The sequence below is a fragment of the Allobosea sp. OAE752 genome, from assembly GCF_050433265.1.
Classification (GTDB): Bacteria; Pseudomonadota; Alphaproteobacteria; order Rhizobiales; family Beijerinckiaceae; genus Allobosea; species Allobosea spartocytisi.
This window is the reverse complement of the sequence record NZ_JBNPXO010000002.1, coordinates 787192-801477: the sequence shown is the minus strand read 5'-3', so window position 1 is coordinate 801477 and position 14286 is coordinate 787192. Positions and strand designations below refer to the sequence as shown.

The 14286-nt window shown below is 67.9% G+C and carries 9 protein-coding genes; 6 read left to right on the top strand and 3 right to left on the bottom strand.

Annotation, left to right across the window (positions count from 1 at the left end):
- The first annotated feature begins 120 nt into the window (after positions 1-120).
- The 6 genes from tssK to GGC47_RS08735 are packed head-to-tail and all read left to right on the top strand — an operon-like array spanning position 121 to position 10151.
- Positions 121-1458 (top strand): type VI secretion system baseplate subunit TssK, encoded by a 1338-nt coding sequence (gene tssK / locus GGC47_RS08760; protein ID WP_142022579.1) that lies wholly within the window; start codon positions 121-123, stop codon positions 1456-1458.
- Entirely contained in the window at positions 1455-2903 is a 1449-nt protein-coding gene (tssL, locus tag GGC47_RS08755; RefSeq protein WP_142022578.1) for a type VI secretion system protein TssL, long form, read from the top strand. The genes tssK and tssL overlap by 4 nt, the downstream gene beginning before the upstream one ends.
- A 12-nt stretch (positions 2904-2915) precedes the next feature.
- On the top strand, positions 2916-6551 hold the full coding sequence (gene tssM, locus GGC47_RS08750) for a type VI secretion system membrane subunit TssM (RefSeq protein WP_142022577.1): 3636 nt from the start codon (positions 2916-2918) through the stop codon (positions 6549-6551).
- A 3-nt stretch (positions 6552-6554) separates the two neighbouring features.
- A complete protein-coding gene (gene tagF, locus GGC47_RS08745; RefSeq protein ID WP_142022576.1) occupies positions 6555-7265 on the top strand; it encodes a type VI secretion system-associated protein TagF in 711 nt (236 codons plus the stop codon).
- Positions 7266-7275: 10 nt separating this feature from the next.
- Complete coding sequence (locus GGC47_RS08740; RefSeq protein WP_142022575.1) at positions 7276-8085, top strand: PP2C family protein-serine/threonine phosphatase; 810 nt, start codon at positions 7276-7278, stop codon at positions 8083-8085.
- Positions 8082-10151: a protein kinase domain-containing protein gene (locus GGC47_RS08735; RefSeq protein WP_142022574.1), complete on the top strand. Its 2070-nt coding sequence runs from the start codon at positions 8082-8084 to the stop codon at positions 10149-10151. Before GGC47_RS08740 ends, GGC47_RS08735 begins: the two co-directional genes overlap by 4 nt.
- 63 nt (positions 10152-10214) lie before the next feature.
- On the opposite strand, the gene GGC47_RS08730 is transcribed toward GGC47_RS08735, so the two are convergent.
- The 3 genes from GGC47_RS08730 to GGC47_RS08720 all read right to left on the bottom strand — a co-directional run bounded on the left by GGC47_RS08730 (position 10215) and on the right by GGC47_RS08720 (position 14006).
- Positions 10215-10493: a hypothetical protein gene (locus GGC47_RS08730; RefSeq protein WP_038359850.1), complete on the bottom strand. Its 279-nt coding sequence runs from the start codon at positions 10491-10493 to the stop codon at positions 10215-10217.
- A gap of 90 nt (positions 10494-10583) precedes the next feature.
- Entirely contained in the window at positions 10584-12377 is a 1794-nt protein-coding gene (locus GGC47_RS08725; RefSeq protein WP_429067684.1) for a transglycosylase SLT domain-containing protein, read from the bottom strand.
- 66 nt (positions 12378-12443) lie between these two features.
- Positions 12444-14006, bottom strand: coding sequence for a methyltransferase domain-containing protein (locus tag GGC47_RS08720; protein ID WP_185747996.1), 1563 nt, complete (start codon positions 14004-14006; stop codon positions 12444-12446).
- Positions 14007-14286 lie beyond the last annotated feature (280 nt).

Here is a 14286-nt window from a genome sequence, read left to right as displayed (position 1 = left end):
GCCGCATCCTTCAAGTCAATGACGGCGCCTCGCGCGCGAAGCGCTAGCATTTCGTTAGGTGACGCTGGGGCAAGCCCCGGATAAGCTCGCCATGCCTGCCTTCGAGTGAGCGAGACCGGAATGTCGTGGTACAGCAAGGTCGTCTGGTCGGAAGGGCTGTTCCTCAGGCCGCATCATTTCCAGCAGAGCGACCGCTATCTTGAGAACCTGCTGGAAAGCCGGGTCAGGGCCATCACGCCCTATCCGTGGGGCTTCTCGGTGCTGGAGATCGACCGCGACCTCGCCCAGCAAAGCCGCATCGGCTTGCGCCGCGCCGTCGGGGTAATGCCGGACGGAACGCCCTTCGCCATGCCCGACAACAGCCCGCTCCCGGCCGCGATCGAGGTCCCGGAGAATGCGGCGGGCCAGATCGTCTGGCTCTCCCTGCCGCTCTCGGCCGCCAACACCCGCGAGGTCGAGGACGCACAGACCGGCTCCGCGAGCCGCTATCTCCCCGCGACCGAGATGCTGATCGATTCCACAGCCTCGCTGCGCACGGAAGAGGAGATCGACGTCGCCCATCCGCGCCTGACCCTGGAGCTGCGCAAGACCTCGAAGGCCGGCTATGTCGGCCTCGCGCTCGGCCGCATCCTCGAAGTGCGCGACCGCGCCGTGCTCTTCGACGAGAAATTCGCCCCGCCCGTGCTGGTCTGCTCGGCCTATCCGGTCATCGAGGGCTGGCTCGACCGCGTCATCGGCTGGATCGACAACAAGCTGGAGGAGCTTGCCCGCTACGCCGCCGATCCGACCGCCGGCGGCGGCCTGCAGAGCGCGGACTATTTCGTGCTCCAGCTCCTCAACCGCAGCATCCCCGTGCTCAAGCACATGCGCCGCTCGCGCTTCGTCCATCCCGAGCGGCTGTTCTCGACCTTCCTCGCGCTGGCCGGCGAGCTTGCGACCTTCACCACGGCCGAACGCCGCGCCCGCGACTACCCCGCTTACGATCACGACGATCTGGAGAATTGCTTCGCTCCGGTGGTGCGCGACATCCAGGACTTCCTTTCGGCCAATCTCGGCCGCCGCGCCATCCGGCTGGAAATCGTCGAGCGCGCGCAGAACGCCTTCATGTCGACGATCCGCGACCGCAGCCTCGTGCGCAACGCGACGCTGGTGCTGGAAGTGGCGGCCCGCCGCCCGCTGACCGAGATCCAGGCGCAGTTCCCGCAGCTCTTCAAGGTCGGCCCCAACACCAAGATGAACGAGATCGTCCATGCCAATCTGCCGGGCATCAATCTCGTCCACCTGCCGACGCCGCCGCCGCAGATCCGCGCGCTCACGGATCATGTATACTTCTATCTCGACCGCACCTCGCCGCTCTGGCCCGAGTTCTCGACGGCGAGTTCGATCGGCATGCATTTTTCCGGTGACTGGCCCGATCTCGAACTCGAGCTCTGGGCCGTTCTGGAGGGCAGACGATGAGCGATCCGGGTTCGCCCTCAGATCCGTTCGGCCGCTCCGAGCGAACGATCATCAGGCCGAACCCCGGCGGGCGCCGCGCGCCCCTGCCGCCCGCTCCTGCCGCACCAACCCCGGCTGCCCCGCAGGCGCCCCAGCCCTATCAGCCACCGCAAGTGCCTTCGCCCGGCGTGCCCGGCACCGGCGACGAATGGATGTCGAACCCGGCGCCGATCCCGCCGCGCCAGCAGCAGGCCCCGCCGCCCTCTGGCGGCGGCCAAGCCCTGCCGCGCCGCGACCAGCTCCTGACGCCGAACGCCAACCCGCTTCTGCGTGCCGCGGGTCCGCTCCTGCTCCTGCTCGGGCGGATGCGCGCCAACCTCTCCAACGCGCCCTTCGCGCAGCTTCTCGGCCAGGTCGGCGAATCCATCGAGGCCTTCGAGCATGAGGTCCGCGCCGCCGGCGTCTCGCACGAAACCGCGCAGACGGCGAAATACGTCATCGCTGCCAGCGCCGACGACATCGTCCAGAATATTCCCGGCGACGACCGTCATGTCTGGACCCAGTACAGCATGCTCTCGCGCTTCTTCGGCGAGCGCATCGGCGGCGTGCGCTTCTTCGAGATGCTCGACAAGGCCAAGGCCGATCCGTCGGTCAATTATGACCTGCTCGAACTGATGCATGCCTGCCTCGCGCTCGGCTTCCAGGGCATCCACCGGACGTCGGCGGGCGGCGCCAACAATCTCCAGATGATCCAGCGCAACCTGTTCGAGACGCTGCGCCGGGTGAAGCAGCCCGACCCGGAGCTCTCGCCTCGCTGGCGCGGGCAGGCCATCGCGCAGGCCGTGACCGGCTTCAAGGTGCCCGTCTGGTCGGTGGCGGCGATCACGGCCGTCGCCCTGCTCGGCGTCTATTTCGTCTTCCGCGCCCTGCTTGCCGGCAATGCCGAGGCGGCCTCGACCGCCCTGCTCTCGGTCCATCCCAAGGGCGAGGTCGGGATCATGCGCAAGGTCTTCTCGGCCCCGCCGCCTCCACCGCCTCCACCGGCACAGCCCCCCAAGGTCTGCGCCGCGGTGCAGCCGCCGATCGTCTGCCTGGTGACGCCGAACGTCGTCATCGTGCGCCTCGCCGGTATCACCCTGTTCGAGCCGGGACAGGCTGCCGTGCGCGCCGAGTTCCAGCCGCTGATCGAGCGCATCGCCGCTGTGCTGGAGCAGGAGGGAGGCGCGGTCAAGGTCGTCGGCCATACCGACAATGTACCGATCCGCACCGCCCGTTTCCCCTCCAATGTCGAGCTCTCGCAGGCCCGTGCCAAGGCGGTCGGCGACATGCTGAAGACCAAGCTGACCAAGCCCGATCGCATCAGCTTCGAGGGTAAGGGCGCGGACACGCCGATCGCGCCGAATGCCACCCCCGCCGGCCGCGCCCAGAACCGGCGCGTCGAAATCCTGATCCAGCGTCAGAACTAGGAGGGCGAAGCTATGAATCTCGCCACCTGGCTGCGCATCATCGCGATCCTGATCGGCGCGCTCGCATTGGCCGCGCTGATCTGGTTCGGCGGCCCCTTCGTCGCTTTCGGCGAGGTGCGCCCATTCGAATCCTTCTGGGTCCGGATGCCCGTCGCCGTGCTGCTTCTTGTCGGCGCGCTCATCTGGATCGCCGTCATCGTCATCCGCCGCCGCAAGGCGACCGCCGCGCTAACCGAGGCTCTGGAAAAGGAAGAATCGACCGGCGACGGCGCGGCGCTCTCCAGCGCGATGAAGGATGCGCTGGCGACGCTGAAAAGCGCCCGCGGCAAGGGCGGCGACTATCTCTACGACCTGCCCTGGTATGTCATCATCGGTCCGCCCGGCGCCGGCAAGACCACCGCTCTGGTCAATTCCGGGCTGAAGTTCCCGCTGGCGCGCGGCGCGACGCCGGCCGCCGTCGCCGGCTCCGGCGGCACGCGCTATTGCGACTGGTGGTTCGCCGAGGATGCGGTGCTGATCGACACCGCCGGCCGCTACACCACGCAGGACACCGACACCAAGGCCGAGAAGTCGAGCTGGTTTGCCTTCCTCGACCTGCTCAAGACCAACCGCCCGCGCCAGCCGATCAACGGCGTGCTCGTCGCGATCAGCGTCGAGGACCTGTTGACCTCTTCGCCTGAGGAGATCGCAGCCCATGCCGACGCGATCCGCGCCCGCCTGCTCGAACTGCACGAGCGGCTGAAGGTCGATTTCCCGGTCTATGCGATCTTCACCAAGGCCGACCTGATCGCCGGCTTCAACGAGTTCTTCGGCCAGTTGACCGAGCCGCAGCGGCGCATGGTCTGGGGCCACACCTTCCAGACCGCCGACAAGACCCGCAACATGATCGGCGACGTGCCGCCGGAATATGACGCGCTGATCGAGCGGCTGAACGAGCGCCTGCCCGATCGTTTGCAGGACGAGCACAACCCGACCGCGCGCGCCCAGATCTTCGGCTTCCCCAGCCAGATGGCGACGCTGAAGCGTTCGATCGTCGAGTTCCTGACCCGCGTCTTCGAACCGACGCGCTACCACGCCAATGCGACTTTGCGCGGCTTCTATTTCACCTCGGGCACGCAGGAGGGAACGCCGATCGACCAGTTGATCGGCGCGCTCTCGCGCAATTTCGGCTCGGACCATGCCGGCGCGGCCTCCTTCTCCGGCAAGGGCAAGAGCTATTTCCTCACCGAATTGATCCAGAAGGTGGTGATCGGCGAATCCGGCTGGGTCTCGACCGATCTCGGCGCCGCGCGACGCACGACCGCCCTGCGCATCGCCGGCTTCGCAACGGTCGCGCTGCTGTCGCTCGCCGCGCTCGGCCTGTGGTGGACGAGTTTTTCGCGCAACAGCGACCTGATTACCGCGACCAATTACGGCCTCTCGGATTATCGCAGCGCCGCAGCTCCGGTGCTGCAGGAGACCACGATCTCCGACCGCAATTTCAGCCGTGTCCTGCCGCTGCTGCACAAGCTCCGGAACATGCCGGCCGGCTACGCCACGCAAGCCGAGCCGACGCCGACGCTGGCCACCTTCGGGCTCAGCCAGCGCGAGCGCCTCCAGAACGCGAGCGAGATCACCTACCAGCAGGGTCTGGAGCGGATGCTGCGGCCCCGCATCATCTTCCGCCTGGAGGAGCAGCTCGAACAGCAGGCCAACAATCCCGGCTTCGTCTACGAGGCGCTCAAGGTCTACATGATGATCGGCGGCCAGGCGAAGCTGGACCGCGACCTCGTCACCTCCTGGATGCGGCTGGACTGGGCCGAGAACCTCTTCCCAGGCCCGGCCAACGCCAAGGGCCGCGAGGCGCTGGAGGAGCACCTGACCGCCATGCTCGACCTCGACGAGGGCACGGGCGAGCCGATGGTAAAGCTCAACCAGTCGCTGATCGAGCAGAGCCAGCGGACGCTGCGCCGCCTCAGCATCGCCGAGCGCGCCTATGAGCTCCTGCGCACGCAATCCCGCAGCGACAGCGCCAAGGACTGGGTCGTCTCGCAGCGCGGCGGCTCCGATGTCCGGCTGGTCTTCGAAGGTGTTGGCGGCGAGGATCTCGACCAGGTCCGCGTGCCGTATTTCTACACCTATGACGGCTTCCAGAGCGCCTTCATCGGCCGGCTCGGCGATATCGGCGACCGCATCGAGAAGGAGCGCTGGGTACTGGGCGAGAATGTCGACCAGCAGGCGATCACCGCGCAATACGCGACGCTGTTCCAGGACCTGATGAAGCTCTACAGCCGTGACTATGTCGCGACCTGGCAGAAGACGCTGCGGCGGTTGAAGCTCCGGCCGCTCAATGCCGATAAACCGCGCTATGTCGCGCTCAGCGCCATCTCGGCGGCGACATCGCCCTTCAAGCAGGTGCTGGAATCCCTGCGCGACGAGACGCAACTCACCAAGGAGCGCCCGAACGCGAAGAAGGCCGTCGCGCAGACCGCCGCGAAGAACGCGGCGCAGACGCTGGACGAGCGCGCCAGCCAGGCGCTCGGCCGTCTCGGCGCCAACCTGCCGATGGCCTCGGCCGGCGTCGACCGCGTGCTCGCCGGCAGCAACGACGTCTCGCTCGGCGCCGATATCGAGGCCCAGTTCAAGCCCTACCACGTCCTCGTCGACGGCGATCTCGGCCGCCGGCCGGTCGACCAGCTCCTCCAGACCTTCTCGGAGATCAGCCAGAACCTCGCCATCGCCGCGACCAATCCGTCCCAGTCGGCGGCGGCGAATGCGGCGCTCGTGCCGCTGATCGCAACCTTGCGCGCCAATTCCTCGCGCTACCCCGCGCCCTTCGACGGCATGATCGTGCAGGCGGTCAACGATTTCGAGGGCGATGCCACCGGCGCCACCGTCGCCCTGCTCAGGCAGGCACTGGCGGAACAGGTGACCGGCGTCTGCAACGAGATCGTCACCAACCGCTATCCCTTCACCAAGGCCAGCGCCCGCGACGTGCCGCTCGCCGATTTCGCCCGGCTCTTCGCCCCCGGCCAGATCATGGACAAGTTCTACAAGGAGCGGCTGGAACCCTTCGTCGATACCTCGAAGCCGCAATGGAGCTGGCGCGTCGACAGCCGCGTCGCGCGCGCCCTATCGCCTACGACCTTGCGCGAATTCCAGCGCGCCAGCGAGATCAAGGAGGCCTTCTTCCCGACCGGCGGCAACCTGCCCTCCTTCCAGATGGTGGTGACGCCGACCGCGCTCTCGGCGGACGCTTCGAGCGCCAAGCTGGAAATCAACGGCTTCACCGTGACCAGCCAGCAGGGCGTCAACACGCCGGCCCCGGTGATGTGGCCGGGCGGCGGCGTCGGCAAGACGGCGGTGACGCTGACGCTCGGCGGGGCCAGTGGCAACGCCTCGGGCGGCATGTTCGGCGGCGGCTTCTTCTCTTCGGGCTCACAGAGCGGCAACGCTGCCCAGGGCGAGGCCAAGCTCTTCGAGAAGGACGGCACCTGGTCCTTCTTCCGTCTGCTCGATGCCGGCTCCGTGCTGAAGCAGGGCGACAATGTCGGCTTCACGCTCAATGCCGGCGGCCGGCAGGTCGGCTATTCCTTCGGCGTCGGCTCGCTCAAGAACCCCTTGATCCTGCCGGCGCTGCGGGAAATCCGCTGCCCATCCGGGATTTGAGCCTTGAGCTGCGGCCTTTTCGGCAAGCTTCCGGCCAAGCGCGACTTCATCGCGCTGAACGCCCCCTCCGGCTTCCTCGGGCCTTACGAGAAATGGCTGCAGGGCGGGCTGACCGCGAGCCGGCTCGAACTCGGCAATCGCTGGCAGGAGGCCTATCTCAACGCTCCGATCTGGCGCTTCTGGCTGGGCGGCGCGCAGGCCGGCGGGCAGACGGTCGCGGGCGCCTTCATGCCCTCGGTCGACGGCGTCGGCCGCTATTTCCCGCTGACCGTCCTTGCCGCCGCCGGCCCCGGCGCAGCGATCCCGCCGCCGGAACTCGACCCGCAGGACCCATGGTTCGAGGCGGTCGAGGATTTTCTGCTGCAAGCACTCGATCCGGGAGCGAGCTACGAGGCCGTGGCGCAAAGACTGACCGCCCTGCCCGTCCCCAATGACCACCTCCTCGCCGCCCCGCCGCAGGACATGGTGCGCCTTTCGGATGGCACCATCGTCAGCGCCGCGACCGCTGCCGGCTTCCCCGAGCGGCTGGCGGCCCTGCGCGTCGAGGATCATGCCCGTGCCTATGCTCATGCCTCCTATCTCTGGACAATCGGCGGGCCGAATTTCGAACCGCTGGCGCTGACCGGTCAGGCATTGCCGGACCCTTACCTCTTCTCCGGCCTGTTGACGGGTCGTTTCGATGCCCATCTCGAACCCAAGCGCGTCAGCTCATGAGGGTTGCGCCATGAACGAAGCCCCACGCGAGGCCTCAGACTTCGAGACCGGCTGCATCAGCCATACCGGCAAGGTGCGCAAGGCGAACGAGGACAACTTCATCCTGCGGCCGGAAATCGGCCTCTGGGCGGTCGCCGACGGTATGGGCGGGCACGAGAACGGCGCGCTTGCCAGCGCGACCGTGGTCGCCGCGCTCGAAGCGGTGGGCGCCGCGGGCTCGGCGCCCGATCTGCTGGCGATGCTGGAAGACAGCGTGCTCGGCGCCAACGAGACGCTGCGCGAGGAGATCCGCAAGCGCGGCGCTACCATGGGCGCGACGCTGGTGGTGCTGCTCGTCCACCGGCGCCATTTCGCCTGCGTCTGGTCGGGCGACAGCCGCATCTATCTCGTCCGCTCCGGGCAAATCACCCAGATCTCGCGCGACCACACCGAGGTCCAGGACATGGTCGACCGCGGGCTGCTCACCGCCGAGGAGGCGAAGCGCTCGCCGCGCCGGCACGTCATCACCCATGCCATCGGCGTGCACGAGACGCCCGAGCTCGATATCGAGAGCGGCGAAATCGCCGATGGCGACACCTTCCTCCTCTGCTCGGACGGGCTGACCGAACATGTCGCGGATACCGAGATCCTGCGCGCCGTCGAGACCGAGAGCGCCCAGACCGCCTGCGACGCCCTGCTCGCCCTGACGCTCGAACGCGGCGCGCGCGACAACGTCACGATCATCATCGTCCGCTATCGACAAGGCCAGGCCGAACGGACACGCTGGATGCCGAACCGGCGCATGGCAGGGAGCAGCACGCCAGGGAGTAACACGCCATGAGCGACGACTCCGAGCGCACCGTCATCGCGCCCCGTGCCAATGCCCGCATCGGCACGAAGCTCAACGGCATCTACGAGATCGAGAGCCTGATCGCGGTCGGCGGCATGGGTGAGGTCTATCGCGGCCGCGCAATCCAGACCGGCGATGCGGTCGCGATCAAGATGATCCGGCCCGAGATGGCCCGCGACGAGGCGGCCCTCGCCCTATTCCGGCGCGAGGCGGCGGCCCTGCACAACCTCTATAACGAGGCCATCGTCCGCTATTACGTCTTCACCATCGATCCGGTGACGGAATCGCCCTATCTCGCGATGGAGTTCGTCGATGGCCAGCCGCTTTCCGAGCGCATCAAGGAGCGGCCGCTGACGATCGAGGAAGCCGACATCCTGCGCCAGCGCGTCGCGCCGGGCCTGCATGCCGCGCACCGGCTCGGCATCATCCACCGCGACATCTCGCCCGACAACATCATCCTGCCGGGCGGCGATCCTTCGCGCGCCAAGATCATCGATTTCGGGATCGCCCGCTCCAGCATCCTCGGCGAGGGCACGGTGATCGGCTCCGGCTTCGCCGGCAAATACAACTATGTCTCGCCCGAGCAGCTCGGCCTCTATGGCGGCGATGTCTCGGGTCGCTCGGACATGTATTCCTTCGCGCTCGTGCTGGCGCAGGCGGTGACCGGACACGCCATCGACATGGGCGGCAGCCAGGCCGACATCCTCGACAAGCGCCGCCGCCTGCCCGATCTCTCGCAGGTCGCCGCCAGCTTGCGCCCTCTGCTGGTGCGGATGCTGGCACCCGACCCGCAAAACCGTCCGGCCGACATGGCCGAAATCGCCGCCTGGCAGCCGCAGCCGGTCGGCAAGAAGGCCGCAGCGGCCGCCAGCCGATCAGCCGGCAAGCAGGCGCGTTCACCGCTGCCGCTGGTCGCCGGCATCGCCGCGCTCGCCCTGCTGGCCGGCGGCGGCTTCTATGCCTGGACGGCCCTGAGGCCGGCCGAAACCAGCCAGACCGCACGCCTTCCGGCCAATTCCCCGCCCCCGCTCTCCGAACCGCCACCTTCCGGCCGAACCGAGTCCCCCGGAGGCAACCCGCCGGCTCTGACCGAGACCAAGCCCGAAACCGCGGCTTCGGGACGGAGCGATTCCGGTGGCCCCAAGGCCACGCCGGACAATGCGAGCCCGCCACTCTCCTCGCCCCCGCAGACGACGCAGCAGAAGCCGGCCGATGGCCAGCTTGCTGTCGATGCCGAAAACGGCACGCAGCTTCCGCCCACGCCACCGGTGGCGCCTCCCGTAAGGCCGCCCGCGATCACGCCCCCGCCTCTCACGCCGCCCGGTGTCGACACCAAGCCCCCGGTGAAATCGCCGGTCGCCATCAACACGCAGAAGCCTCCCGGCGAAAATACGAATCCCCAGCAGTCTCCGCCGATCGTGAAGGAACCCGATGCGCGCACGCCGGCAGAGCGGATCGAACGCTTCGTCCGCGACTATGACGGCGGCTCCTGTTTCTTCCTCTGGCCGATCGATATCGGCGATCGCAAGGCCGTGCTCGAAGGCTTCGGCAGCGGCACCGAGCCTTTCGTCGCCTTCGACAGCGCCTTCAAGGCGGCGCAGGGCTTCGAGGCACAGATCAACCTGCGCCCGCTGACCAAGGCGCAGTGCCCCATGGCCGATTTCCTGCGCCAGCCCGGCCTCGCGATCGATCGCAACGTGAAGCTGCAGATCGGCTCGTTCAACATGAAGAGCGGCGAGGTACTCAACGGCTCGGTCGAGGCCGGCGGCGGCCTCAATCTCGATGTCGTGCTGATCGGCGATGACGGCCTCGTCTACAATCTCGCGAGCTTCATGAAGCGCGAGGGCGACAAGGTGAGCTTCAACCTGAAGCTCGAATCGACCGGCGGCGCGGCCCGCCCGCAGACGGTGCTCGCCCTCGTCAGCCAGGAGCCGCTGCCGGCACTTTCCGGTCCCAACCCCTCGCCTGCCGGTGACTTCTTCGGGAATCTCAAGCTCGACCTCGCCCGCCAGACCGGCAAGCTCGGCCTCGGGGTCAAGTATTTCCGCATCGAGTGAGGAAGCGCGGCCCCGTCATTGCGAGCCAAGCGGAGCAATGACAGGGGTGCGCGACCGGCGCCCTCACATCTCCCGGTAGAGCACGCCCCACTCGTCCTGCCAGACGCCCGCCACGTCCTCGACCACGATCGGAGCCCTGATCTCGTTGGCCAGGCGGATCGCGGTGCGATAGGCGTCCTTGGCAGCCATCTCGTCGCTGACGAAATCGTTGACGAGATGGCCCGCCGCCAGCTCCGCCGGGCAATGGACCCGGCCGAAAGCCTCGCCGCCGCGCTCCGACAGGCTGAGCGTGATCGCATCGGCCTGCGGCCCGTCGACCTGTTCGAAACGATTGCCGGCCATGGTCATCACTCCTTCCCGAGCCCCGGCCCCGCGGGGAATGAAACGCCGCGCGCGGGATTGCCCGCGGCGAGAGGCACGCGATCAAGGCCATCACTTCTTCGGCTGCGGCCGGGCGACGCCCGCCCCCATCGTCGGCCTGACCGCGCTGTAGCGGTCGAGCCTGATCTTGATCATATCGTTGAACTTCTTGTGGACCTCGGAGACCGAGAGCGTCTTGGTCTCGCCGCCGGCATCGACGTAGAAGATCGGCCGGTTGGCCTGCGCCGGCTTCGGCAGGAGCTCCGCGGCCTTGACGCCCGGCGTCTCCTCCATCGTCTCGATGAAGGTCTGCGCGGCATCGGGCCCAAGGAAATGGATCAGGTAGATCTCGCCGCCGGTGAGATGGCGGCCGAGCGCCCGCTCGAGCCGCAACGTGTCGCGCTTGAGCATCTCTGCCGCCAGCAGCGCCGAGATATAGGGTTCGCGCCGCATGTCGAGGATGCGCTGGCGCTGCGAGGAATCGGTGACGACGAACTGCCGGCCGGACTTGCCGATCAGCTTGGTTTCCGCCGCGAGCCCGTGCTTCGCGCCGAATTCGTAGATCACGCCGAGCCAGGTCTGCTCGATGAACTGGTAGAGCCCGGTCGCCGAGGAAGTCTGCGCCTTCACCGCCGTCGAGAACGAAGATTCCTTGTCCGCGACAGCCATCAAGAGCGTCGGATCGGCACCGACGACCTTGCTCGCGCGCACGATGGTGTCGACGAGATGACGGCGGATCTTGATCGGCCCGAAGGTCAGGACCTGGTCCGGGTCGCCGCTGGAGATCACCGGCGGCGGCTGCGGCGCTCCGCTTGGCGAGGCCGGCCCCGCCGGCGCCGACACACTGCCCTGCGCCTTGGGCGGCACCAGGAGGATGTTGGACGGCAACTGCAACTGGTTGACCGGGATCTGCTGCGTCGGCGCGTCGTCCTGCGCCTTGATGTTGGCGAGCGAAGGATCGTTGTCGAGCGCGAACTGGGCCGCCTGCCGCGCGCCCTCCAGATCCTGCTCGACGGAGGAGAGGATTAAGGACGGCCGCGCCGGGGCGTCCTTCAGCGCCGGGATCCCCTGCTCCGAAGCGAATTCGGTATTGTCCGGCGGCCTGTCCTGCTGCTGCAGCCTTGCATAGGCCAGCCCCACGATGGCCGCGACGACGCAGACGACGCCCGCCGCAATGCTCGCCATCGCCATGCGGCCCGAGAACGCCTTCTTCGGAGCGGCAGCGGGAGCCTCGGGCTCCGGTCGCGCTGTCCGTGGCGCAGGCGACGGAGATGGTGATGACGGCTGCGGCGCCTTCGGCATCGCCGGTTCGCGCGGCAGCGGTGGCGCACGCGGAACATTGGCCTCGGCGACCGGACGGGGCAGCGGCGGCGGGGCTGGCGGCCGAGGGACAGGCCGTTCCGGCGCCTGCGGCGGCATCGGCCGGGCGGCGGCAGAAGCGGCTTGCGGCTCGCCCTTGCCGGTCACAAGTTCGCGCAAGGCGAGGAGCCAGGAGGGACCGCCCTTTTCGCCGAGTGCGGTCAATTCATCGACGAGGCGCTTGGCTGCGAGCTGGGGCAGGCCCGCCTCGCGGGTCAAGGCCGTGACAGCCGCCTTCGCCGATGGCTCGGCCATCAGCTTCACGGCGAAGAACCAGCGCTGCAGGGAGATGCGCCGGCTTTCCAGCGGCGTACCGGCCGCCGGATGGATCATGTAGTTGCAATGGTTGCAGGAAAAGCCGCGCAGCTTCGGGCGCGGCTCGAAGGTCGCCGGCCGGCCGCAGGCCGGACAGGCCATGGTCGTGCCGCCATGGCGCAGGCGCATCAGCGCTGCGAGGCAGGCTTCCTCCGGAAACGCGACCTGGAACTGCCGGAAGCGCTCGCTCATCCCGACGATCCGCGCTCCACCTCACATTGACCCAAGGTTACGCCGCACCGCTGCGCGCGACAATCGTCAGCCATGGAGCAGCCCGAGCCGCGCCACGTCCTTGAGATGCATCGCAACCTCTTCCGCCGTCGCCCGCTCGGGCAGGCCCGGCTCGACGATGCTCGCTGCACGCGCCTCGCCGAAGAAGGCATTCATGTCGGCGAGCAGCATGCGCTGGTCGCGCGAGCCATCGAGCAGGCAGATGAATTTCCGCACCACGGCACTGTCGAGCAGCACGGTGCGGTGGCGCAGATCGGTCACCTCGGCCGCGTTCGCGGCCTGCCAGCGCGCGACCCGGCTCGCCTGCGGCCTTTCGGTGATGATGGTCGTGAGCGGAGGCGGTTCGAGCCTGATATCGAGCAGCCCAGCCTTGAAGATCGCGGTCAGTGCCTCTTCCAGCCGCGCGGTCTCGCGATCGCGATCGAAACCCGCTCCCGCCTCGGCGGCGGCAACGTCCAGCGCCTGCGCGACGAGATCGGCATAGGCCATGTTCGCCGGCCAGGCCGCTCCCAGGATTCTCAAGGCCGCCTTGCACGCCGGCAGATCCACAGAGAGCTTGACGCCTTCCGCAAAAGCGAAGCGCTCGACGCCCGGCCCTTGCTCCTCCGCGCCCTCCTGCACCGGCTGGACATCCGCGGCAAGGCAATAGGGCCGTAACGAATCCGCCCTGACGCCCCGGCGCAGCGGCACCTGCGCCCGGCACAGCAACGTCTCGCGGAAGGGCCGGCCGATCAGCAGGTCGATGGTCTGCTCGCGCCGCAGCGGCTGATCGAGGGGGATCTCCGCCAGCATCCGCTGCGCCGGCCCCTTCGAGGCGCCGTACAGGTTGGGAAATGAGGCCTCCGCCAGGAATTGCAGGCCGTGCCGCGCGCCGGCATCGAGCACCTCGTGCAAGGCGAAAGCCCGCGCGATCGGATTGAGATCGTCGTGGTAGAGCACGTTGTCGGCGAGTTCTTCGATCTGCTGCAGCCGCTGGCGCAGAATGGCGCCGTGATAGTTCTCCGGATCGCTGGCCTCGGCATAGGCCTTGAGCGCCGCCCGCGCGACCCGCACCCGCTCGCGCGGATCGGCGATATGGCGCGTCTCGAACAGCATGATGTCGCGCGCCATATCGCGGAAGCGGCAGCCCGGCAGCGCGTTGTAGCTGACATAGGCAACCCCTTGCGGCGCCAGCAGCTCGCCGAACAGGGCGATGATCCGCTCGCGCACCGGGTCCGGCACCCAGGAATAGACGCCGTGGACGATGATGTAATCGAAGGCGCCGATCTCGGCCGTGACAGCGAGGATGTCGCGCTGCTCGAAGGCGATGTTCGACAGCGCGAGCTCGGCTGCCCCGGCATTCGCCTGCCGGATCGAATCCCCGCTCAGGTCGATGCCGAGGAAGCGGCTTCCGGGATGTTGCACCGCCATCGGGATCAGGTTGCCGCCGCGCCCGCAGCCCAGCTCCAGCACGCGCATCGCCCTTGGCGACGCCGGCTGCATCCCGTGGAAATGCGCGATCGTCGCCAGGCGCGACGGGTGCGTCTGCGCAAAGGAATGCGCCGGATAGGCCACCGCGTCGTAAGGGTTGATCGCTGGATCGCTCGTCATCGCGACCCGCATTGCAGCCTATGGCCGCGCGCGGCGCTTCATCCATTTGAAGGAGCGTCCGGCGCCATCTCCCAAGGCGAGGCCAAGCAAGGCGCAGGCCTATGGCAAAAACGTCACAATACGCCGCCTTCGGTTGAGACAATGCCCTAGGGTCAAAGACCAAGCTTCCGGAAACACTCGGCAATATCCAGCCAGCAGCGAATAGCAACGAGCCTCTGCCCGGCCTTGTTTCGGCTTGCTTCGCCTGCAGTGGAGCGCAAGCTCCATCATATGGCGGATG